This window comes from Acinetobacter sp. 802_lipA (assembly GCF_058242885.1).
This window is the reverse complement of the sequence record NZ_JBZAYP010000001.1, coordinates 2,754,059-2,777,506: the sequence shown is the minus strand read 5'-3', so window position 1 is coordinate 2,777,506 and position 23,448 is coordinate 2,754,059. Positions and strand designations below refer to the sequence as shown.

The 23,448-nt window shown below is 40.7% G+C and carries 23 protein-coding genes; 13 read left to right on the top strand and 10 right to left on the bottom strand.

The features are described 5' to 3' along the window. Positions 1-71: 71 nt before the first annotated feature. On the bottom strand, positions 72-722 hold the full coding sequence (gene rlmE, locus AC4CU3_RS13760; protein ID WP_004695608.1) for a 23S rRNA (uridine(2552)-2'-O)-methyltransferase RlmE: 651 nt from the start codon (positions 720-722) through the stop codon (positions 72-74). Between the two features lie 194 nt (positions 723-916). Between rlmE and yhbY the strand changes: the two genes are divergently transcribed. Both yhbY and AC4CU3_RS13750 read left to right on the top strand, forming a co-directional pair. Next, positions 917-1,240: a ribosome assembly RNA-binding protein YhbY gene (gene yhbY, locus AC4CU3_RS13755; protein ID WP_004982701.1), complete on the top strand. Its 324-nt coding sequence runs from the start codon at positions 917-919 to the stop codon at positions 1,238-1,240. A 12-nt stretch (positions 1,241-1,252) separates the two neighbouring features. Continuing rightward, positions 1,253-1,792 (top strand): DOMON-like domain-containing protein, encoded by a 540-nt coding sequence (locus AC4CU3_RS13750; protein ID WP_279043666.1) that lies wholly within the window; start codon positions 1,253-1,255, stop codon positions 1,790-1,792. Positions 1,793-1,878: 86 nt separating this feature from the next. Here AC4CU3_RS13750 and AC4CU3_RS13745 read toward each other — a convergent pair whose 3' ends face one another. Then, positions 1,879-2,325 carry a hypothetical protein gene (locus AC4CU3_RS13745; RefSeq protein ID WP_490738324.1) on the bottom strand — a complete coding sequence of 149 codons (447 nt, stop codon included), beginning with the start codon at positions 2,323-2,325 and terminating at the stop codon, positions 1,879-1,881. 308 nt (positions 2,326-2,633) lie between these two features. Here AC4CU3_RS13745 and carA point away from each other — a divergent pair, with 308 nt between their 5' ends. From carA to AC4CU3_RS13725, 4 genes are all read left to right on the top strand, one after another. Continuing rightward, the gene (gene carA, locus AC4CU3_RS13740; RefSeq protein ID WP_279043668.1) at positions 2,634-3,776 is read left to right on the top strand and encodes a glutamine-hydrolyzing carbamoyl-phosphate synthase small subunit; all 1,143 of its coding nucleotides are present in this window, start codon (positions 2,634-2,636) and stop codon (positions 3,774-3,776) included. Positions 3,777-3,790: 14 nt separating this feature from the next. Continuing rightward, positions 3,791-7,024: a carbamoyl-phosphate synthase large subunit gene (gene carB / locus AC4CU3_RS13735; RefSeq protein WP_279043669.1), complete on the top strand. Its 3,234-nt coding sequence runs from the start codon at positions 3,791-3,793 to the stop codon at positions 7,022-7,024. A 93-nt stretch (positions 7,025-7,117) separates the two neighbouring features. Beyond that, positions 7,118-7,594: a transcription elongation factor GreA gene (gene greA, locus AC4CU3_RS13730; protein WP_004695598.1), complete on the top strand. Its 477-nt coding sequence runs from the start codon at positions 7,118-7,120 to the stop codon at positions 7,592-7,594. Positions 7,595-7,808: 214 nt separating this feature from the next. Continuing rightward, the gene (locus AC4CU3_RS13725; protein WP_279043670.1) at positions 7,809-8,429 is read left to right on the top strand and encodes a CatB-related O-acetyltransferase; all 621 of its coding nucleotides are present in this window, start codon (positions 7,809-7,811) and stop codon (positions 8,427-8,429) included. Positions 8,430-8,433: 4 nt separating this feature from the next. Here the strand turns inward: AC4CU3_RS13725 and AC4CU3_RS13720 are convergent, their stop codons facing one another. Continuing rightward, complete coding sequence (locus AC4CU3_RS13720; protein ID WP_279043671.1) at positions 8,434-9,861, bottom strand: P-loop NTPase fold protein; 1,428 nt, start codon at positions 9,859-9,861, stop codon at positions 8,434-8,436. A gap of 297 nt (positions 9,862-10,158) precedes the next feature. On the opposite strand from AC4CU3_RS13720, the gene AC4CU3_RS13715 reads away from it, so the two are divergent. Further along, positions 10,159-10,599, top strand: a complete 441-nt coding sequence (locus AC4CU3_RS13715) for a universal stress protein (protein ID WP_078425322.1) — start codon at positions 10,159-10,161, stop codon at positions 10,597-10,599. A 43-nt stretch (positions 10,600-10,642) separates the two neighbouring features. On the opposite strand, the gene AC4CU3_RS13710 is transcribed toward AC4CU3_RS13715, so the two are convergent. Both AC4CU3_RS13710 and AC4CU3_RS13705 read right to left on the bottom strand, forming a co-directional pair. Then, positions 10,643-10,966, bottom strand: a complete 324-nt coding sequence (locus AC4CU3_RS13710) for an MGMT family protein (RefSeq protein ID WP_279043672.1) — start codon at positions 10,964-10,966, stop codon at positions 10,643-10,645. Positions 10,967-11,080: 114 nt separating this feature from the next. After that, positions 11,081-12,580, bottom strand: a complete 1,500-nt coding sequence (locus AC4CU3_RS13705) for a cation:proton antiporter (protein ID WP_078388592.1) — start codon at positions 12,578-12,580, stop codon at positions 11,081-11,083. A 223-nt stretch (positions 12,581-12,803) separates the two neighbouring features. On the opposite strand from AC4CU3_RS13705, the gene AC4CU3_RS13700 reads away from it, so the two are divergent. Then, positions 12,804-13,361, top strand: coding sequence for a hypothetical protein (locus AC4CU3_RS13700; RefSeq protein WP_279043673.1), 558 nt, complete (start codon positions 12,804-12,806; stop codon positions 13,359-13,361). A 53-nt stretch (positions 13,362-13,414) separates the two neighbouring features. Here the strand turns inward: AC4CU3_RS13700 and ypfJ are convergent, their stop codons facing one another. Together ypfJ and AC4CU3_RS13690 are read right to left on the bottom strand one after the other, a co-directional pair. Then, positions 13,415-14,320: a KPN_02809 family neutral zinc metallopeptidase gene (gene ypfJ / locus AC4CU3_RS13695; protein WP_279043674.1), complete on the bottom strand. Its 906-nt coding sequence runs from the start codon at positions 14,318-14,320 to the stop codon at positions 13,415-13,417. A gap of 41 nt (positions 14,321-14,361) precedes the next feature. Then, positions 14,362-15,288 (bottom strand): DUF808 domain-containing protein, encoded by a 927-nt coding sequence (locus AC4CU3_RS13690; RefSeq protein WP_004695578.1) that lies wholly within the window; start codon positions 15,286-15,288, stop codon positions 14,362-14,364. Between the two features lie 197 nt (positions 15,289-15,485). Between AC4CU3_RS13690 and trpS the strand changes: the two genes are divergently transcribed. From trpS to AC4CU3_RS13675, 3 genes are all read left to right on the top strand, one after another. Then, a complete protein-coding gene (gene trpS / locus AC4CU3_RS13685; RefSeq protein ID WP_126037504.1) occupies positions 15,486-16,499 on the top strand; it encodes a tryptophan--tRNA ligase in 1,014 nt (337 codons plus the stop codon). Between the two features lie 459 nt (positions 16,500-16,958). Further along, the gene (locus tag AC4CU3_RS13680) at positions 16,959-17,603 is read left to right on the top strand and encodes a YqiJ family protein (protein ID WP_114836766.1); all 645 of its coding nucleotides are present in this window, start codon (positions 16,959-16,961) and stop codon (positions 17,601-17,603) included. Between the two features lie 45 nt (positions 17,604-17,648). Then, positions 17,649-19,361 (top strand): flotillin family protein, encoded by a 1,713-nt coding sequence (locus AC4CU3_RS13675; protein WP_490738321.1) that lies wholly within the window; start codon positions 17,649-17,651, stop codon positions 19,359-19,361. 301 nt (positions 19,362-19,662) lie between these two features. Here AC4CU3_RS13675 and AC4CU3_RS13670 read toward each other — a convergent pair whose 3' ends face one another. Further along, positions 19,663-20,037, bottom strand: a complete 375-nt coding sequence (locus tag AC4CU3_RS13670) for a hypothetical protein (protein WP_279043675.1) — start codon at positions 20,035-20,037, stop codon at positions 19,663-19,665. A gap of 315 nt (positions 20,038-20,352) precedes the next feature. Between AC4CU3_RS13670 and AC4CU3_RS13665 the strand changes: the two genes are divergently transcribed. Both AC4CU3_RS13665 and AC4CU3_RS13660 read left to right on the top strand, forming a co-directional pair. Beyond that, positions 20,353-20,658: an IS630 transposase-related protein gene (locus tag AC4CU3_RS13665; protein WP_000122230.1), complete on the top strand. Its 306-nt coding sequence runs from the start codon at positions 20,353-20,355 to the stop codon at positions 20,656-20,658. 47 nt (positions 20,659-20,705) lie between these two features. Beyond that, positions 20,706-21,200, top strand: a complete 495-nt coding sequence (locus AC4CU3_RS13660) for an IS630 family transposase (RefSeq protein ID WP_004781677.1) — start codon at positions 20,706-20,708, stop codon at positions 21,198-21,200. Positions 21,201-21,302: 102 nt separating this feature from the next. Here the strand turns inward: AC4CU3_RS13660 and sucD are convergent, their stop codons facing one another. Together sucD and sucC are read right to left on the bottom strand one after the other, a co-directional pair. Then, positions 21,303-22,193, bottom strand: a complete 891-nt coding sequence (gene sucD / locus AC4CU3_RS13655) for a succinate--CoA ligase subunit alpha (protein WP_279045111.1) — start codon at positions 22,191-22,193, stop codon at positions 21,303-21,305. Positions 22,194-22,204: 11 nt separating this feature from the next. After that, positions 22,205-23,371 carry an ADP-forming succinate--CoA ligase subunit beta gene (gene sucC / locus AC4CU3_RS13650; protein ID WP_058870082.1) on the bottom strand — a complete coding sequence of 389 codons (1,167 nt, stop codon included), beginning with the start codon at positions 23,369-23,371 and terminating at the stop codon, positions 22,205-22,207. Positions 23,372-23,448: the final 77 nt, after the last annotated feature.

Genomic DNA, 23,448 nt, shown 5'->3' with positions numbered 1-23,448 from the left:
CTGAAGATCAGCTTCGCAAAATAATAAAAAGGTACAAAATGCACAATTTTTAACGACTTGGCAAGTAAACTTTATTTGAAAGCCTTCTTACGGCCTTGCCCAACTAAGAATACTTCCTTAGATCGGGCACGTGATGCAGCAGGTTTTACTGTCTTTAACACATCAAAGTTGTCGACTACTTGCTTACGAAACTCGTCAAAGCCTGTACCTTGGAATACCTTTACAACAAATTGACCATTTGGACCGAGCACTTTCGTAGCAAAATCGATGGCCAATTCACAGAGGTAAATCTGGCGAGGTTGATCTACAGCCTTGTTACCTGAAGTATTGGGGGCCATATCTGAAATTACAACGTCTACTTTACGTCCATCTAAAATATTTAACAATTTATCGAATACTTCTTGCTCACGGAAGTCACCTTGCAAGAAGGTTACATCTGGAAGTGCATCCATTTCCAAAATGTCAGATGCAACCACCAATCCTCGATCACCGACCAGCTTTCCTGCAATTTGTGACCAACTTCCAGGTGCAGCACCCAAGTCAACCACGGTCATGCCAGGACGAATGATGTTATATTTTTCTTGAATTTCAAGTAACTTATAAGCTGCACGTGCTCGATAACCTTCTTTTTGCGCTTTTTTCACAAAATGATCATCAAGGTGCTCTCTCATCCACGCACGGCTACTTTTGGATAACTTTTGGTTGGTAATGCGTGTTGCCATATCTCTCTAAAACATTAAAATTTCTTAAACTTAATTGTACGTTAAATTCTCTAGGCTTGCAGTATACATCTGTATCCAAATCTTGGGTTTTAGTTGTTTTTTTCTATTATCTAAATCGATTATTTCCACAGAATATAAAGCGTTTAATTTCGCAGTTTGTTATACTAAGCCGTTTTTAAAATTAGGTTATCTTTATGGCGACTTTATCCATTCAGGAACGCAAGCGTTTGCGTCAAATCGGTCATGCTTTAAACCCTGTGGTAATGCTTGGCGGTTCAGGTCTGACTGAAAATGTCGTTGAAGAAATTTTACGTGCTTTAAATGACCACGAATTGATTAAAGTCAAAATCGCGGGTGAAGACCGTGAAGAGCGCGCTGCAATCATTGCAGAAATTGCCTCAACTACAGGTGCAGAAATTGTACAGACCATTGGTAAAATTGCGTTGCTTTACAAAAAAGCGGCGAAACAAAATGCCAAATTGTCTAATTTAGTTCGTTTCGCTCACGCAGCAAAATAATTGTAGTTTTTTATGGCAAGTTACGAACTCAGTGCATTTGATCGTCGCTTTCAAGCAATTTCGCTTGTTGGTGCGATTGAACAACAAAGCCCATATGCTCTCAATATCGGTTTTTGGTTACGCGATCCCAATTTGTACATGCACTGGCCCGAAGTCGTGAATGCAAATCCTCGTCAAGACTTTTTATGGGAAAACACCTGTTTTGAAGTCTTTATCGGGGTAAAAGGCGAAGATTATTATCGCGAGATCAATCTCTCCCCTTCGCAAGCTTGGCAGGCCTATCAGTTTGAGGAATATCGTTATCCTGAAGATATGCCGCCACAGATCGCTTACGATATTGAACTCAATCAATTGAAGCGTACCCACTATGGTTTAAATGTCAGCATTGATCTGACTGAATTTATGCTGCAACACAAACTGAAATGGGCTGACCTATATCTAGGTCTATCCGCTGTGTTGAATACCTCACAAGGTCAACAGCTCTATGCCATGCAGCATAGTGGCCAACAAGCTGACTTTCACAATAAACGTGATTGGTTGCATCAGTTTTAATCCAGACAAATAAACCAGATCAGTAAAAAAGTGAGGCTATGACCTCACTTTTTTATGCACTTAATCTTGAGCCTCGTACAGCGAGATTATTTGTTTGAAACTTTATTCCACACATCTAAGGTGTGTTCTTTTGAACGTTTAAACGTTTCAGTCAACTGATCTTTATGTTTTACTGAAATTTCGCTGACATCACCTTTTAACTCTTTACCTAGTTTGGTCAAGTCATCTAAAACAGCAGTAAACTCAGTTTTAACAAACTCTTTTAGTTCAGTTAAGTCTTTTTGAGAGTTCGATAACTGCCCTTTACTGGTTTCTAAGCGCAGTAAAAGATCTTGTTTAAACTGGCGGAGTTGCTCTTGCACACTGGCATTTAACTGCTTCGCTTCAGCTTCAAGCTTTTCTTTGCTTTCAACTACCGCTTCAGTGACCTGCTCTGTTGCTTCTTTCGCCACTTGCTCAAGCTTTTCAGTGCTTCCTGCAACGACTTCTTTCAACGCTGGCTTTGGTTTGGTCACTTTGTCTTGTTCAGTCATGATGTTATTCCTGTTGTTATATACACAGCGACAGCTTAGCGTGATTCGATAAAATTTAGATTTTGATTTGTTAGACAATTATTTGTTGTTATATTTTTCTTTGCAAAACTTAGAAACAGCTCCTGCTACAAAATAAAAGCACTTTATCTTGCTAATTCCATCTTATTGGCATGGACTTTGTTAGTGAAGTTGCGTATAGTGCCATGTTAAGTTCAAGCGAGCAGACATAGGGAGGGTAGGTTTTTAGATAGCCTTCCTTTTTTTTCGTCTACTCGCTTTTTTACAGCCTAAATTTCAGGAGCTTTGGTTTGAGCACCCCAGCAATTTTAGCCCTTGCCGATGGTACGATCTTTAAAGGAACGTCTATTGGTGCATCGGGTAGTACGACTGGTGAAGTCGTTTTCAACACTGCCATGACTGGCTATCAAGAAATTTTGACTGACCCGAGTTATGCACAGCAACTTGTGACTTTAACTTACCCTCATATCGGTAACACAGGTTGTAATGATGAAGACGCTGAGTCAGGTCGAATTCACAAAGTATGGGCCAACGGATTAATTATTCGTGACCTACCTTTATTGCATAGCAACTTCCGATCAACGCAATCTTTAGGCGAATACTTAAAAGAACATAATGTTGTCGCAATTGCAGATATTGATACGCGTAAATTAACCCGTATTTTGCGTGACAAAGGTGCGCAAAATGGTTGCATCCTTGCTGGTGAAAATATTACTGAAGAGCAGGCTTTAGAAAAAGCACGCGCATTTGGTGGTTTAAATGGTTTAGACCTAGCTAAAGAATGCTGTGACCCAACTGGTTTCGAATGGACAGAAGGTTCTTGGGTATTAGGCAAAGGCTTCACACAACCTGAACTTAAATTCCATGTTGTTGCATACGACTACGGTGTCAAAACCAACATCTTACGTATGCTTGCAGACCGCGGTTGTAAACTCACTGTCGTGCCTGCACAAACTCCTGCTGCTGACGTGCTTGCATTGAATCCGGATGGCGTGTTCTTATCGAACGGCCCTGGCGATCCAGCTGCATGTGACTACGCAATTGAAGCTGTAAAAACAATTGTAGAAGACGCTCGCAACCTACCCGTCTTTGGTATTTGCTTGGGTCACCAAATTCTTGCACTTGCCTCAGGTGCAAAAACAGTGAAAATGCCGCATGGTCACCACGGTGCTAACCACCCTGTTAAAAACATGGAAACAGGCACAGTGATGATTACTTCTCAAAACCACGGCTTCGCAGTGGATGCAGAAACACTTCCTGCAAACTTGAAAGCTACGCACAAGTCTTTGTTCGATCAAACTCTTCAAGGGATTCATCGTACAGACAAACCAGCGTTCAGCTTCCAAGGTCACCCTGAAGCAAGCCCTGGTCCGCATGACTGCGCACCATTGTTCGATCATTTCATCGAACTTATCGAAGCATCTAAGAAGTAATTAAGGAAGCGATCATGGCTAAACGTACAGACATTAAAAGTATCTTAATTATTGGTGCAGGTCCGATTGTCATCGGACAGGCATGTGAGTTTGACTACTCAGGTGCGCAAGCGTGTAAAGCTCTTCGTGAAGAAGGCTACCGTGTTATTTTGGTGAACTCTAACCCAGCAACCATTATGACCGACCCTGCGATGGCAGACGCAACATATATCGAGCCAATCACTTGGCAGACTGTTGCACAAATCATTGAAAAAGAGCGTCCAGATGCTGTCCTTCCAACAATGGGTGGTCAAACAGCATTGAACTGTGCGCTTGCACTGGATGCCAACGGTATTTTAGAAAAATACAATGTTGAATTGATCGGTGCGACTAAAGAAGCGATTGAAAAAGCTGAAGACCGTAAACTGTTTGATGAAGCAATGCGTAAAATTGGACTTGAATGTCCAAAAGCTGCGATTGCTGAAAACATGGAAGAAGCTTTAGAGATTCAAGCACGCTTCGGCTTCCCTGTGATTATCCGTCCGTCATTCACGATGGGTGGTTCAGGTGGCGGTATCGCTTATAACAAAGAAGAATTCCTTGAAATCTGTGAACGCGGTTTCGATCTTTCTCCAACCAAACAATTATTAATTGATGAATCTTTAATTGGTTGGAAAGAATACGAGATGGAAGTTGTTCGTGACAAAAACGACAACTGTATTATCGTTTGTGCGATCGAAAACTTTGACCCAATGGGTGTGCACACAGGTGACTCAATCACTGTTGCGCCTGCGCAAACATTGACAGACAAAGAATACCAATTGATGCGTAATGCATCTTTAGCAGTTCTTCGTGAAATTGGTGTTGAGACAGGTGGTTCTAACGTTCAGTTCGGTATCTGTCCAGATACTGGCCGTATGGTAATCATCGAGATGAACCCGCGTGTATCGCGTTCATCTGCCCTTGCATCAAAAGCAACTGGTTTCCCGATTGCAAAAATCGCAGCGAAACTAGCAGTTGGTTACACCCTTGATGAATTAAAAAATGACATCACGGGCGGAACGACTCCTGCTTCGTTCGAACCTGCGATTGACTACGTGGTAACAAAAATTCCACGTTTCAACTTTGAAAAATTCCCACAAGCAGACGCAACACTGACCACACAGATGAAGTCTGTGGGTGAAGTGATGGCGATTGGTCGTAACTTCCAAGAGTCTGTAAACAAAGCGCTTCGTGGTCTTGAAGTGGGTGCGTGTGGTTTTGATGAAAAAATCGCTGTAGGTACTGAAGGCGCCAAAGAAAAGATCTTGGTTGAACTTAAAGTTCCGGGTCCAGAGCGTATTTGGTATATAGCTGATGCATTCCGTCATGGTTTCACTTTAGAAGACGTGTTCCAAGCGACAAAAATCGATAAATGGTTCTTGATCCAAATCGAAGACATCATCAAAACTGAAAATGAAATCAAAACTTTAGGTTTTGGTGATCTAAACGCAGACAACATCCGTTCGTTCAAACGTAAAGGTTTATCTGACCTTCGCATCGCGAACTTGATGGGTATTTCACAAAAGCAATTCCGTAAGCACCGTTGGAACTTGGGCGTGACTCCAGTTTACAAACGTGTGGATACGTGTGCAGCAGAATTCGAATCTGACACTGCATACATGTATTCAACTTACGATGATGAGTGTGAATCAAACCCGTCTGATAAAGATAAGATCATGGTGATCGGTGGTGGTCCTAACCGTATTGGTCAAGGTATCGAATTCGATTACTGCTGTGTACACGCTGCGCTTGCAATGCGTGAAGATGGTTTTGAGACCATCATGGTGAACTGTAACCCTGAAACAGTTTCAACAGATTACGACACTTCAGATCGCTTGTACTTCGAACCAATCACTTTGGAAGATGTACTTGAAATCGTTCGTACTGAAAAGCCAAAAGGCATTATCGTTCAGTATGGTGGTCAGACTCCGCTTAAATTGGCTCGTGCTTTAGAAGAAGCAGGTGCACCAATTATCGGTACATCACCAGATGCGATTGACCGTGCAGAAGACCGTGAACGTTTCCAACAAATGATTCAACGTCTTCAACTTCGCCAGCCAAACAACAGCATTGTAAAATCTGCTGAAGAAGGTATGGCTGAAGCATCTAAAGTAGGCTACCCACTTGTGGTACGTCCTTCTTATGTACTCGGTGGTCGTGCGATGGAAATCGTATACAACGACGACGAACTTAAGCGCTATTTACGTGATGCGGTACAAGCATCAAATGAAGCGCCAGTTCTTCTTGACCGTTTCTTAGATGATGCGATCGAAGTTGACGTAGACTGTGTATCTGACGGTAAAGACGTTGTGATTGGCGGTATTATGCAGCACATTGAACAAGCAGGGATTCACTCAGGTGACTCAGCATGTTCGATTCCTCCATACTCGCTATCAGTTGAAATCCAAGATGAAATGCGCCGTCAAACTGTTGCAATGGCGAAAGAACTTGGCGTTGTTGGTTTGATGAACGTACAGTTTGCTGTGAAAGGCGAAGACGTTTACATCCTAGAAGTGAACCCACGTGCATCTCGTACTGTGCCATTCGTTTCTAAATGTATTGGTGAGTCTTTAGCGAAAGTTGCTGCGCGTTGTATGGCGGGCCAGTCTTTAGAATCTCAAGGATTTACTAAAGAAATCATCCCGACTCACTTCTCTGTAAAAGAAGCGGTGTTCCCGTTCAACAAGTTCCCGGGTGTTGACCCTATTCTTGGCCCTGAGATGAAATCTACAGGCGAAGTAATGGGTGTTGGTAAAACATTTGGTGAAGCATTCTACAAAGCTGTGTTAGGCTCAAATGAACGCGTACCGGGTCTTCCTACAGAGGGCGAAGTGAAGCATGCATTTATCTCTGTGCGTGATTCAGACAAGCCTCGTGCTGTTGGTATTGCGAAGCAACTGGTAGGCTTTGGCTTCAAAGTACTTGCGACTGGCGGTACTTATGAGTTCATTAAAGCTGCAGGTATTGAGTGTGAACGTGTAAATAAAGTCACTGAAGGCCGTCCTAATATCGTGGACCGCTTGAAAAATGGCGAAGTTCACCTCATTATCAATACAACTGAAGGCAAACAAGCTCAACAAGATTCGTTCTCGATTCGTCGTTCAGCGCTTCAAGCGAAAGTGTATAACACTACGACCTTGAACGGTGCTGATGCTGTATGCCAAGCTTTTGCGATTCAATTGCCAATGGATGTATACCGTTTGCAAGATTTACAAACTGTAGGTTAATTCGTTTACCGAGAAGTCCCGTCACCTCTCGGTGGCGGGCTTTTTTCATTTATAAACCTATATTTTTTACACTCACAGACTTGAGGGACAACAATGCAACGTTATCCTATGACTCCCCAAGGCAAATTAGCCTTAGAGAAAGAATTACATCAATTAAAAAGTATTGAACGTCCACGTATTATTGCGGCAATTGCTGAAGCACGTGAGCACGGGGATTTAAAAGAAAATGCGGAATACCATGCTGCACGTGAGCAACAAGGTTTCTGTGAAGGTCGTGTTCAAGACATCGAAGGTAAATTGGGTGCGGCTCAAGTTATCGATGTAAAAGAACTTGAACAGAACGGTCGCGTGGTTTTTGGGGTGACAGTCACTATCGAAAACTTAGATACCGAAGAACAAAAGACCTATATGATCGTGGGTGATGACGAAGCTGATTTTAAAATCAATAAAATTTCAGTGAACTCTCCTATCGCGCGTGGCCTTTTGGGCAAAAGCGAAGGCGATGAAGTAAAAATTCAAACTCCTCAGGGTGAAGTTGAATACGAAATTGTGAAAGTTGCATATATCTAAGTTTCTTTGATATTTACAGCTGTAGAAACCCCTCGATTGAGGGGTTTTTTGTTTTTATATTTTCCCAAATACCTCTCCTTTGCCCTCTCTTTATGGACGTGGGAAATTTTATTACAAGAATGAGATAAATTTAAGGAATCCATTTCCCTCTCTCTTTTTCTAAGCAAGACTTTTATTTGTTATAATTCTTTACACCCTGCAATATTATCATTCTATGTCTAAACCTTTGATCAATTCCCCTGTCAAACACTGGTGTGAGTTTGAGTTCATCTCTAAAACGGTGAAGAATCCGAATATTCACATTAAAGGGAATTACTCTTACTATTCAGCGTATTGGGATCAAGGTTTTGAACGTTGTGTTGTGCGTTATTTACATGATAAGCCCTCGACCGTAGATAAACCGATTGATCAGCTCTATATCGGTAACTTCGTTTGTTTTGGCGCAGAATGCGTCATTATGATGGGTGGTAACCAACTACATCGTACTGACTGGATTTCGGCCTTTCCCTTTGATACGCGTAGTTTTGTTCCAGCAGGTGATACCATCATTGGCGATGGCTGTTGGATTGGTTCACGTGCCATGATTATGCAAGGTGTAACACTCGGTGAAGGTGCAGTAGTGGCAACGGGCGCTGTAGTCACTAAAAATGTACCACCTTATGCGGTTGTAGGTGGTATACCTGCAAAAATTATTAAATACCGATTTCCAGAAGATGATATTCAAAAACTGCTTGCCCTTAAACTTTATGACTTAGATGAAAAGCAGTTTTTAAAGATGCGTGAGCAGTTACAGACGGATGATGTTGATCAACTTTTAGATTATTTTAATTCTTAATGAACTAAAGTCCCCTGCTTATATAAGATTGCCAATTACTGATGAAATTATTGGAATGATCGAATTCGTAAATAGAAACTTTTCTTAAAATTGAACTTAAATGAAATTCAGGCTCCGTACTACTTTTAGCTTTCTCGTAGCCTGTAAGCAACTGATTTATAAATGTATCCTTAATATTCAGATTATAGTTCAAAATTAATTGAAACCATTCAGATTCGCTTATACCTTCAATACCTCTATTTCCAAATGCTCTCAAATTGTGCTTCCTCATAAAATCTTCTTTATCAGGACATAAATAAGTATTTATTTTTTTGATAACTGAATTGATATAAATATGATAGTTAGCATAAGGCTCCTGCCCCATTATTAAACTTAGTAAAACTAAATTTTTACTGGCATCGCTAGTTCTAAGCAATGCGTATTTGTTAATTTTTTTTGTTAGCTCTCTACTATTTAATTTTTTGTCCAATTGTAATCCTAATGCCCAAACAAAAAATTCATTAGTATGTTCTAATGACTCTAACTCTCCAACTCTAAACAATTGATTTCTTATCACCCTTTCAAAATCATACTCATCTCTATTTGTTGATAAATGAACTGTAAAATCTACAAACTTCTCTAAATAATCACCACTTAGTACAGGATCATATCCATAATAAGTCTTTATCGATTGTAATAACTGCGGTTTATTCATTACTAAAACAAAGACAATCTTCGGAATATCAAAAAAATGTTTAATCCTTTCAATCAAGCGAATTGCAAAATCAGGGCGACAACGATCTAACTCATCTATAATAAAAACCAAAGGCTTCTCTAGTTTTTCTGCAAGTTTTGCAAGTTCATCTTTAAAATCACGAACTGTTTCTTTTTCAACTTGGTGATTTTCAATCTTCTTTTCAATTTGCTCTTTTACTTTAGCTGTAATTTCCTCACTGGCAGAATCATAAAAATCTTTACCTTCTTTATAAACCTCCTGAATCGCTTCTCCTGCACCACCAAGACCAATCCAATGTAGTCCCGCTTTAGCTGCGATTAATGGCAAAATTGAGGCTAATGAAATTAATACCGATGCCGTTGTTGAATTAAATTCTTTAACATCTTCCGAGCTAATTTCATCTGAATCCTTAAATGCTTGACTTATTTCTGAAGCAATTGTTAAGAAAGGATCATCCAAATAATCATTTGCAAATGCATCGAGATAAATCACATTATGATTATCATCTTCTAAATGTTTTTGCCAATGTCTTACAAACCACGTTTTTCCTTCACCCCAACGAGCATCTAAAGCGAGTACAGCTCCACACTGCAAACGATCAACATAACTCGTCAGTTGAATACCCAAACGCTTACGATCCCAAAGGTCACCTTCCCAAGCTGTTTCTATATTCTCTAAATTTGTTCGTTGCCAATTCAGTTGATTCGTATCTGTCATCGTATTTATAAAGTAGTAAGCCATTCATAAATATAAGCTATTTTTTAAACAAAGCCTATGTTTCTGAAACGCTACATATACATTCAACTTTAGTGTTAAATTGATTATTATTCACACGCTTTCGTGCTAATTTAGAAGTGAGAAATTAGCATTTCATATGCAAATATCCATATGAATTCACTAGGTTTTATTCTTAAAAAAATACAGCTAATATCAAGGTATAAGCTGTATTTAACCCGTGATACATTAAAACAGAAATCTGTACGTATAATCAGTTGATAATAAGGAGAAACAACCATGGCATACCAAAACATTTTAGTCCCTGTAGACGGTTCAGAAACATCATATGCTGCAGTTGCGCAAGCGGCTGAACTTGCTAAAGCATTTGGCGGTAAAATTACAGTCGTTCAGGTGCTTGCACTTGACCCTTATATCGCGGCTGAATATATTTCTGCAACTCAAACCAATGACTTAATTGAACGTGCGCGTACTTCAGTTTTGAAAACACTTGAGGAAGCAGCGGCTAAATTTAGCGATCTGGGCATTCCTGTTGAAGCAAAATTACTGGAAGGTCAAGTGGTGCATCGTGAAATTATCAGAGAAGCTGAAACATCTAAAGCAGACCTGATTGTCATAGGCTCTCATGGTCGTACAGGTTTAAAACGTTTATTCCTAGGCAGTGTTGCACAAAATGTTTTAGGTGAAGCGCACATTCCTGTTTTAGTTGTTCGTCAGTAATACATCGAGTGCTCTACTTCCACGGAGGTAGAGCATTTCTATTTTAAATATTCCACTGGAATTCTTTCATTTTCACTTTTCCCGCAACCACTAAAATACCTTCCGCCAGAAGTAACTGTGCTTGAATGTTCTGTCCCTGATCATTCAGCTTACTTAGGCTAATTTTTCCTTGTGAGTTGATTACTCGATACCAAGGCAAACTACTGTCTGCATCCATATGTTTCAGCACATAGCCCACTAAACGCGAATGTTTAGGAATGCCTGCTAAACGTGCAATTTGTCCATAACTGGCTACTCGCCCATAAGGAATCTGAGCGATCACCTGAAAAATCATCGGTGCAAGTTCTTTTACTATCGATTCTGCCATTTCAAATGTGTCCTGTTTTAATTATTCCATAATGACATCGTTATATGACTCAAATAAACCAGCTCATTCATTTTAAAAATCCCCAATACAGGGGCTTATTGATTGAGCAAATCACTAAAAATTATCAGGACTTTCCAAACGTTTAACTTCCTGAACTCGTTCAGGGTTATGCACCGCAGCAATGCCGTCATCTGCTTTAACATCAATCAATGCTTCAGGCTGATAGACGATAATGGTTTCATAGCCCTGCGCATCTTCACCAATAATATACTTGAAGCCTTTACGGTTCATTTTATTACACAGACGTTGATACCAGCCTTTAAAACCCGTCTTTTCTTCATTCGGGTTGTAGTAAAACGCATTCATTACAGCAGGTAATCCTAGACCGCAGACCATGCCTGAAAGCAACACGGCGATAAAAGTATAACCAATCAAAATACTGCTGTATTCACTTAACTCAGGCACGTTAGCTACCGCTAAGATCAATGCTAAGGAGATCCCTCCACGCACTCCCCCCCATGACAAAATCGCCAAACTTCCGTTATAACTTTTCTTACGGAAAGAGGGAAAAAAGGCAAAAGATAAATAGTTCGCTGCAAAACGTGAAGCATGCAGAATAATAAATGCGATGATGCCACCAAAAATTAGACTAAAGCTGAGATCTAAAATAAACAGTTCCAAACCAATTAAGGTGAATAAGAACGAGTTAATAATCCCTTCAACCGTATGCCAAAAATGGTTTACTTCCCGTATCTCGCGCTCTTGTAAAATTTCTTTCCACTTGTTCCCCACAATCAAACCACCGATGACGCAAGCAATCGGTGCTGAAGCATGGGCAAACAGTGCAACCAAGTACGAACCGCAGGCCAAGAGTGCTGTGGTTAAAATGAGAGACTCCATTTCGTGCTTACCACGCAGTAGTCGCAAGATCCCTAAACCAAAGGCCCAACCAATAATGACGGCGACAAAAATTTCATAGAGCAAGGTCTGCAACACGCCCATGACGGTAAAGTTTTCACCTTGTAAGACGTTTAAGAGCGTCATAAACAAGGCAATACACATGGCATCATTAAACAGTGATTCGCCTTCGAGCTTGACCATTAAATGATGTGGCGCACGTACCGAACTGAGTACGCCCTTGATCCCAATCGGGTCCGTTGCACCCAATGCAGCCCCCAACAGCAAAAGCACCAATAAATCGACATGCTGCCCAATGATGAACTGATAACCATAAAGTACCACCCCAAAGAACACGGCGCACAGTACCAACGCAATACTGGCTAAAATGCTGATCGGCTTCCAATAACTACGTAAATCTGAGACTTTGAACTTCAGTGCCGACGAGGTCAAAATGAAGCAAATCACGCCATTGATTAAAAAATCATAAAAATCGATATGACGAACCGCTTCTTCAATGTTATGAATATTGATGGTGATAAACTGATTACCACTCAACAGGCTCGCGCCCCACTGTAAAATAAAGACAAAAATGGCGGAAACGATGGGGACGCCAATGGCTTGGGGAAAACCTAAAATACGTTTATTGAAAATAGTCGTTGCAATGGATAATGCAAAAATAACGGTAAAAACTTGTAGAAAAAAATAATTTCCCATTGAACTTCCAAATTGGGCGGTTGGGGAGACGGCGGCTTTCAGTGCTGATAGATGGAATAAAAGTTCATTTCATACACATTGATGCTCGAAATATTTTAATCATTTTTCAGTTCAACGCCCGAAAAAAATAATTTTTTTAACATTTCTCCTGATGATGAATTAACATAGCGCATATGCATGTTTTTTATGCGTGAACGTTCCCTTTGGCCAAGTTTGATCTCCTATGCAATTCACTTTTAAAACCATCTTTCGGATGTTCTTCGCACTGATTATTTTCCTGACTACCTTTGCATTGTTTCTAACCTGCTTTGCGAAAACCAAAGAAATTTTACAGGCCGAGCAAACTTTTGCCTCAGCCCAAAGTTTTAAAATGAACTCTCGTCCCGATCAAACACTGGTTCTACTTTCAAACAATAAAGCACCCGATGATCATATTTATTTGCATGTGGCCAATCAGGGTTATATCGCCAAACTCAGCTGTAATCATTATTTAACTGACATTTGTGTAGATGACTACAACGAACAACATACCCGCCAAATTCAGTCGATTGAACTACTCAAAGCAGGTCAATTTAACTATATTCAGCAAGTCAGTTATCTCGATACACGCACACAAGATGTTAAAACATTGCGTTATACGCCTGAGCAAATTCAGCAGTTTTATCGTGCAGATATGAGCAACTTAAAGTATGTGGTGTTTGGGGTATTGTTATTTGCCTGTATTGCGTTATATGTGAGTGCCCGTATTGCTAGAAACTTTAAGCAGTTCTTAAACCGCTAGAATGAATTGCTTGAAATAAAAAAAGAGGTGATTAATCACCTCTTTTTTATGGCTTAAATGGCTTGATTAAAGGTATCGCAACTTTCAACTTTCCCCGACTTAAAGCCCGTACCAAACCAAGTCATACGCTGTTGACTGGTTCCATGGGTGAAGCTATCAGGGACCACTTGCCCTGTTGCCCGCTTTTGTAAGTAATCATCACCAATCTTATGTGCCGCATCCATCGCTTCTTCAACATCGCCTTGCTCTAAGAACTGAGTTCGTTGATTGTTATGGTGCGCCCATACTCCTGCTAAACAGTCAGCTTGTAACTCTTGGCGTACCGATAAAGCATTACCTTGCGCTTTTGAGCCCTGTGCACGAGCTTTTTGCACTTGTTCAGAAATTCCTAAAATACTTTGAATATGGTGTCCAACCTCATGTGCCACTACATAAGCCTGAGCAAAGTCACCCGCTTGATCTTGGCGAGTCAACTCCGTTTGGTTTTGCTCACCGCCAATACCCATTTGAGTCCGCATGTCTTTAAAGAAAGCGGTGTCGATATACACCTTCTGATCTGCTGGACAGTAAAACGGCCCCATTGCAGACTGAGCAGTACCACAACCCGAATTGATCACCCCTGAAAACATCACCAACTTCGGCGGAACATATTGTTGTCCCAATTGCTGTTGGAAAATTTGACTCCATGTGTCTTCAGTATCGGCCAGTACAGTGCCGACAAAGTCCATCGCTTCCTGCTGTTCAGGCGTTGGGTTATCCAAACCTTGAGTTTCTGCCGCTCCAGTTTGTGCGGTCACTTGTTTAGTGGCTTGGTAGGCTTGCTGCGGATCGACTCCTAAAAATTTCCATGCTACAAAAGCCACGATCACCCCTAAAATACTGATGCCACCCGCCTTGACACCGCCACCACCGCGACGATCCTCGACATTGCTACTCACACGACGACCCTTCCAACGCATAGCACTCTTCCTTCTTCTAATTCATGCTGACCCGATCCAGTTTATGCCTTTTTTGAACTCGGCCAAACTTTTTTAATCAAGCTCACAATAGCCAATACAATCAAACCAGCCACAAAACCAATCACTAAGTTAATCAGTGTTGGGGTTAATGCTCCCACAATGCTGCCTACAGTTGGAATATGTTCAGCATAATCCACTGAACCTTCAGTGAAATGATGCAATAAAGGCACGCCGTGGGAAATAATGCCACCACCCACTAAAAACATCGCGATAGTGCCCACGATGGTTAAGGTCTTCATTAGTTTTGGTGCAAAAGCCAATAAACCACGGCCAATCGTTTGCTTAAATGAAGAGGCTTGCTGAGTTAGATACAGCCCTAAATCATCAATTTTGACAATCATCGCCACAAAACCATACACACCGACGGTCATTAAAATGGCAATCACAGACAACACCATAACTTTGGTTGAAAAAGTTGCGGCAGCCACAGTCCCCAGTGAAATCACTACAATTTCTGCCGACAAAATAAAGTCGGTACGAATCGCCCCTTTGACTTTATCTTTTTCAAAAGTCGCCATATCGGTTTCAATCGCAGTTAATTCTTGGCTGGCTTCTTCTTCGGTTTTGGCTTTTTTGTGATGCAAACTGTGCAGGACTTTTTCTACCCCTTCATAGCATAGAAATAAACCACCAATCATTAACAGTGGCGTGATCAGCCACGGTGCAACCACACTAATCAACAACGCGGCAGGGACTAAAATCAATTTATTAACAAAAGAGCCTTTTGCCACTGCCCAAACCACAGGCAGCTCACGGTCAGTACGAACCCCACTGACCTGTTGTGCATTCAGTGCTAAGTCATCGCCCAAAACGCCCGCCGTTTTTTTTGCCGCCATTTTACTCATGACCGCAACGTCATCTAATATCGTGGCAATATCATCTAGTAATATTAATAAGCTACTCGCCATTTATTTTTATCCATCTTGAGAATTTTGACATTTTAATCTGTGATCTAAGCTTTTGAATATTTGTTTTTTGAAATTTAACTGATTTTATAATTTTTTCACTGCAGTTTTTTTAAGACTGACATTGAAAAAGATTATGCCGTACAATGTCTGCATTCTTTGAAAATAGCATGTCGCTACGACGACTTTGGAAATAGATAATGAGTAATCAAGACAACCGTCCTGTTATTTTGACAGGCGACCGTCCAACGGGACAACTTCATTTAGGGCACTTTGTCGGATCTTTACGTTCACGTGTGGGTTTGCAGGATTCACACCATCAGCATTTATTATTGGCCGATGCACAAGCCTTTACTGATAATGCAGATAACTTTGAAAAAGTTCGCCGCAATATTCTTGAAGTTGCCACAGATTACTTAGCAGTCGGGATCGACCCAACCAAAACCACCATTTGCGTGCAGTCGAGCTTACCCGCACTGAATGAACTCACCATGTTGTATCTCAACTTTGTGACCGTATCTCGTTTAGAACGTAACCCAACCATCAAATCTGAAATTCAGATGCGTGGTTTTGAACGTGATATTCCAGCTGGTTTCTTATGCTACCCAGTTGCGCAAGCCGCAGATATCACCGCATTTAAAGCAACAGTTGTACCTGTGGGTGAAGACCAGATTCCAATGATCGAACAGACCAATGAAATTGTACGCCGCATAAACCGTCAGATTGGTCAGGAATTACTGCCTGAATGTAAAGCTCTGCTTTCCAATATGAGCCGTTTACCCGGCTTTGATGGTAAAGCCAAAATGTCGAAATCTTTGGGCAATACCATTGTGTTGGATGCAACAGATAAAGACATTAAAAAAGCTGTTAATGCGATGTACACCGACCCGAACCACTTGCGTGTTGAAGACCCAGGTCAGGTTGAAGGTAATATCGTATTTACGTATTTAGATGCGTTTGATCCAAACAAAGAAGAAGTTGAAGAACTGAAAGCACATTACCGCCGTGGCGGTTTGGGCGATGGTACGGTGAAAAAGCGTCTTGAAGGCGTATTGAAAGAGCTGATCACGCCAATTCGTGAACGTCGTATGGAACTTGCGAAAGATCCTGATTACATCATGGATATTTTGAAGACTGGTACAGACAAATGTCGTGACATCACTCAACAGACTCTAGATGAAGTTAAATCGGGTTTAGGAGTGTTTCATTTCTAATCCGATCCTAAACTAACGCGCTTCTTTAAAGCCTTTCTCAGTGAGAAAGGCTTTTTTAATCGTGAAACAAACACAAATAAGCCACATACATCTCAAAAACTGACATTTAGTGTCGTTTGTTAACCTAAATTTACAGTAATTAACGTGAATACTCATGAAATAACAACGCGCAGACCTTATGATGAATTCATAGCTTAGATTAACCCTGAGATATAACATTTCTCCTTTTTACCGAAACTGTGTAACAACAGATTCGTGTTCTACGCAGTGAATACCCCAATCATTGCGTATTTTTTTTCCTAAAATTTATCAAATCACAATTAAACTGCTCTCTCTTTATGTGCCATCAAATTTAGACATTCTGTTTTTTGAATGCTATGCTAAAGCCCAATTTCAATACAATTCTTTTTAAAAATTTACACTTAACTGATAACAGCATAAAAATAGAGAACCTTTAGAATGTGGGAATTATTTACTCACCCATCCAATTTAATTTTTAGTATTTGCCTCAGTCTGATGTTTTTATTGGGACTGCTCGAATTGATTTTATTGGTGTTAGGCGGCGGCTCACAAGGCCTACTTGACCAATTCCTACCTGATGACTTAGGCAGTACTAAAGACGTCGACATTGCACTAGATGCCGATCAAGGTTGGCTCAATGCCCTGCTGGATTGGTTGTTTATTGGCCGTGTTCCTCTCTTGGTTTGGCTGATTATCTTCCTCACCCTGTATAGCTTAAGTGGCTTTATTCTACAGTCCATTCTTCAAACTTGGACCGGGAGCTATTGGAGTGCATGGATCATGGCACCTCTTTGCCTCGTATTTTCGATGCCTATGATTCGTTACAGCGCCATGCTGATTGCTAAAATTTTGCCACAAGATGAAACCACAGCAATTTACAGTGAAGAACTAATTGGACGAACAGCACTGATTATTTTAGGTGAGGCTAAAGTCAACTCACCTGCTCAAGCACGTGTTCAAGATCAGTTCGGACAAACGCATTATGTACTGGTTGAACCTGAAACAGACCTTCATTTTTCTCAAGGTCAAGAAGTCATTTTGACTCAAAAAACCAAGATTGGCTTTAAAGCCATTTCACTTTAATTCTTTTATTTTCTACTGATAACTTTAAATAAAATCGGGACCCTTATGCTCAGCAACAATTTCTATAACATTCTTATTCTTGCAGGGATTATCTTTGCTGCTCTGGTCATTATCGGCATTATTATTGCTCGTCTTTACCGTCGTTCAAGCAAAGAAATCTCTTTCGTACGTACCGGTTTTGGCGGCGAAAAAGTCATTTTAGGCGGCGGTGCAATTGTACTGCCTGTATTACATAAAATTATCCCTGTCAACATGAACACGCTACGTTTAGAGGTTCGCCGTGCTGATGATCAAGCGCTCATTACCCGTGACCGTATGCGCGTCGATGTCATGGCCGAGTTCTATGTCCGTGTGAAGCCACTAGCAGAATCAATTGCAGTGGCCGCGCAGACTTTGGGACAAAAAACCATGTCTCCAAATGAGTTGAAGAACCTTGTGGAAGGTAAGTTTGTCGATTCCTTGCGTGCAGTCGCTGCTGAAATGGCGATGGAAGAATTGCATGAAAAACGCGTGGACTTCGTACAAAAAGTACAACAAGTGGTGTCCGAAGACTTACATAAAAATGGTCTAGAGCTTGAAACTGTGTCATTAACAGGTTTAGACCAAACAGGTTTTAAATACTTTAACCCTCAAAATGCATTCGATGCCGAAGGTTTAACCAAGCTGACTGAAACGATTGAAGACCGTCGTCGTAAACGTAATCATATCGAGCAAGACGCTGACCTTGCCATTAAGACCAAAAACTTAGAAGCAGAACAAGCTCGCCTACAAATCATCCGCGAAGAGGAATACGCCAAACTACAACAAGAACGTGAAATTGCAATTCGCCGTGCAGAGCAACTGGCTGAAATTGCCTCACAAGAAGCTGAGAAAAAGCGTGAAGCAGAAGAAGCGCGTATTGCAGCTGAGCGTGAAGTCGAATTAAAGCGTATTGGTGCAGCACGTGATGTGGAAAGCCAAAATATTCAAAAATCACAAATTATTGAACAAGCGCAGGTTGAACAAAAGAAAACCATCGAGCTGGCTGAACAGTCACGTGCCATTGCGATTGCAGAAAAGTCACGTGAAGAGTCTGAAGCCAAAGCTTCTGCTGACCGTGCCCGTGCTGAAGCGGTTAAAGCTGAAGAAGAAGTGATTACCGTACGTGAAACCCAGCGTGCTGAGCGTCAAAAAGCAGTTGAGTTGGTTGCGGCGAAGCAAGCTGCTGAAAAAGATGCGATTGCGATTACGGTTGCCGCTGAAGCAGGCAAACAAGCCGCTGCCGATGATGCCGAAGCTGTTCGTATTGCTGCGGAAGCTCAAGCTGAACAAGCTCGCTTAAAAGCCAAAGGTGAAGCGGATGCCAAAATACTGTTGGCTCAAGCAATGGAAAAACAATACCAAGTCGACGCAGATGGTACACGTGCTGTGAATGAAGCCAACAACGTCTTATCTCCTGAGCAAGTTGAAATGCAAATTCGCCTAGCATTGTTAAAATACTTACCTGAAATCATTCGTGAAAGTGTTAAGCCGATGGAAAATATTGATGACATCAAAATTCTACAGGTTAACGGTTTAGGTAATGTCGGCTCAGCCACAACTGGAGGTGATGGTGCGGAATCTTCACAAGTTGCTTTGTCTGATCAAGTGGTGAATAGTGCGCTACGCTATCGTACCCAAGCACCATTAATTGATAGCTTGATGAATGAACTGGGAATTCAAGGCGGCGACATCAATGGTTTAACCCAAAGCTTAAAACCGCAAAGCAAAGCTCAATAGTAGTTAGACTTACAAGCAAAAAACGCGACGATCTGTCGCGTTTTTTATCATCTACTTTAATATTCAACTTTCAATAAAATACACATTTAAGCTGTTAAAACGATAGACCCTCTAATTCACTCAGCATAGTAAGCCTATCATCTATTATAAAAATTTAAGTTAGTTTAGCTTGGTAAACGATTCGTCGACCATCAGAAAATGCAAAGAAGTAATGTAAACATCCTAAACGCTACAATTGAGTGAAAATATTCTAAACGATGTATAACTGCAACGTTTTTATAAATAAATTGAGTTAATCCATTTAGTGCAAACGCACCCAAAAGAAACGGATCAATTGCCCACGATCATAAGGAAAATTTGAAAGGTACTCATATCCAACTTTATTTCGTTTGTTGACTTTAATTTCAATACCATACCCAAATGAAATGCTGAGTGCATCCAAGTCTGAACTATGAAACTCCCCTGTACCTAATTTATGGCTCAAACTATCCGAGTTGTAGGCCGAGTAGTTAAATACACGAATATATTCATTCTCATAAAAATCGTTATTGATCAATGTATAATCGTTTTCCTCTTCATCATGTTGTACGGCTAACTGCTGATAATAGTGGAAAATATCATCACTCAAAGACTCAGCCAAGTAGACGTCTTCATTTTCAGCATAAGTGCTATTCATCGCTAGCCCGAACAAGAATAAGCAACGACAAAACAATAAATGAATCGGCTTTAACATCTGTAATATTATGTCTTCAAAAGAATTATTTTAATTATGAATATAGCATAGTCTCCTATAGAAACAGTGAACACCAAATATTTATCAATTCTCAGATTGTTAAGTACATAGTAAATCTTGCTCTAATTTAACCATTTTGTCTTTTGTCCAATATGGATTTTTCAATGTGGCTAAATATAGTTTTCAGCTGAGATTAAACACTCTAATACCCATATTATTTTTATAGTCAAATCATTATAAAACCAATACAATGGTGCAATGAGTTATTCAGAACATTTTAGACGTAAAATTTTAGCTAAGCTTGAGGAAGGTTATTCTATTCGAGCGGTAGCTGCACAATTTGAAATTAATAAAAATACCATTGTTGAATGGAAGAAACGTATAGAGATTAAAAAAACTCGTGTACGTAAACCTTCTAAAATTAACGATGATGCTTTACGTGAAGATGTTGAAAAGTATCCTGATGCTTATCAATATGAACGTGCTGCACGTTTTAATTGTGGTGTTTCATCTATTGGTGCTGCATTAAAGCGCTTAAATATTACAGTTAAAAAAAGACGTTAAGCCATCCTAAAGCAGATACAAAGCTTAGGGATAAATTTATTCTGCAAGTGAATGAATTAGAAAAAAACCATCCGATTATTTATCTGGATGAAAGTGGTTTTAAGTCACATGATTACAGACCTCATGGCTACTCACGAAAAGGAGTACCCTGTTTAGGACAATATAATTGGCAATTAAAGAATCAGACCAATGCCATTGGAGCAATCCATGAGGGTAAGTTATTTTCAGTCGGTTTATTTGACTGCAAAATCAATTCAGATGTTTTTCATTTTTGGATTGAGCAATTCCTCATACCGGCATTACCAGAAAATAGTGTAGTGGTTATGGATAATGCAGCATTTCATAAAAGAGCAGATATTCAGGAGTTATTGGAACAACAAGGGCATAAAATTCTTTGGCTTCCTGCATACAGCCCTGATTTAAATCCTATAGAACACATGTGGGCATGGGTTAAACGTAAGCGTAAAGAATGGTTGATCGACTCAGTCGATGAGTTATTTCGAGTTTTTTTCGAATCTTGTATGAATAATAAAGTAGTTTGACTATATACAGAGAAATGTATTAGTGCAAACCAATATGCTCTCCACAAAAAAGCCGTATGTGCAATTAAGACATACGGCTTTTTCCTTTAAAATATAAAAGGCTTAAACTAAACCTTTATCCTTTAAAAGTTGGAACATCGTTGAACCGAGTTCTGCTGGGCTACGCGTGTACGCCATCCCCGCCTTTTCAAATGCTGCAAACTTTTCTTCCGCTGTCCCTTTACCACCAGAAATAATTGCTCCCGCATGCCCCATACGCTTGCCTTTCGGTGCGGTTACACCCGCAATATAACCCACAACCGGTTTAGTCACATGCGATTGAATATATTCCGCTGCTTCTTCTTCAGCCGTCCCACCAATCTCACCAATCATGATAATCGCTTCAGTTTGCGGATCTTCTTGGAACAGTTTCAAACAATCAATTTGGTTCATGCCCGGAATTGGATCACCACCAATACCAATACAGGTTGATTGTCCTAAGCCCAGTTTCGTCGTTTGAGCAACCGCCTCATAAGTCAACGTACCTGAACGCGAGATAATACCAATTTTACCCGGTTGGTGAATATGACCCGGCATAATCCCGATCTTACATTCACCCGGAGTAATAATACCCGGACAGTTTGGACCAATCAGACGCGTACCATTACCATTAGTTTCAAGATAACGCTTAGCTTTGAGCATGTCTAAAGTTGGCACACCTTCTGTGATGACCACAATCAGTCCAACACCTGAGTCCACTGCTTCAATAATTGAATCTAATACAAACGGAGCCGGCACATAAACCACAGTCGCATCTGCGCCTGTACCTGCGACTGCATCTTTCATCGTGTTAAATACAGGTAAATCTAAGTGGGTTGTGCCACCTTTACCAGGAGTTACCCCGCCAACGACTTTAGTTCCATAATTCAATGCTTGTGCTGAGTGGAACGTGCCGTTTTTGCCTGTAAAACCTTGTACCAATACTTTGGTGTCTTTATTAATTAATACGCTCATATTGATACTCCTTACGCTTTTACTGCAGCAACAATTTTTTCTGCGGCATCCGACAAGCCATTTGCAGAAATAAGTTTTAAACCTGATTCATCAAGTAATTTGGCACCCAATTCAGCATTGTTCCCTTCTAAACGAACAACCACAGGTACAGTCACATTTACTTCTTGAACCGCTGCAATAATTGCTTCAGCAATCATGTCACAACGTACAATTCCACCGAAGATATTAATCAATACCCCTTGTACAGAGGTATCTGCCAGAATAATTTTAAACGCTTCAATCACACGGTCTTTGGTTGCACCACCACCTACATCAAGGAAGTTCGCAGGTTGGCCGCCATAGAGTTTAATAATATCCATGGTTGCCATCGCAAGGCCTGCACCATTGACCATACAGCCAATATTGCCTTCAAGCGCGACGTAGTTGAGGTCAAATTCAGACGCTTTTAACTCACGTTCATTTTCCTGTGACTTATCGCGCAGCGCAGCAATTTCAGGTAAACGATACAGGGCGTTTGAGTCGATCCCTACTTTGGCATCGACACATAGGATGTCACCATTTTCACGCACAGATAGCGGGTTAATCTCAAATAAAGCAAAGTCATTCTCGATGAATGCTTGATACGCAGCAGACATCACTTTCACAAATTGATTCACTTGACCATCTTTAAGGTTCAACTTAAATGCAACTTCACGCGCTTGGAATGGCAATAAGCCAACCAAAGGATCGACTTCAACTTTGATAATTTTTTCAGGGGTTTCTTCAGCAACCTTTTCAATTTCAACGCCACCTTCGGTCGAAGCCATAAAGGTCACTCGACGGCTTGAGCGGTCAACCACTGCACCTAAATACAGTTCACGCTCTACAGGGTAAACATCTTCCGCGACAAGTACGCTATTTACAGGTTGGCCATGACTATCGGTTTGATAGGTAACGAGGTTGGTCCCAATGATGCTTTTTGCATATTCAGCAGCTTCCGTTGCTGACTTTACAACTTTTACGCCACCCGCCTTACCACGACCACCCGCATGCACTTGGGCTTTCATGACAGCAAATTTTCCGCCTATTTGTTCAAAGGCTTTTACTGCTTCGTCTGGGGTGGTGGCAAGTACGCCCTCTTGGACAGGCATACCATATTTTTTTAATAGCGCTTTAGCTTGATATTCATGTAAATTCATCGACTAACCTTTTTATTACTGCTTATTTACTTTTTGTTGCACCGAAACTGTTTACTATCACAGTGAACATTTTGGAT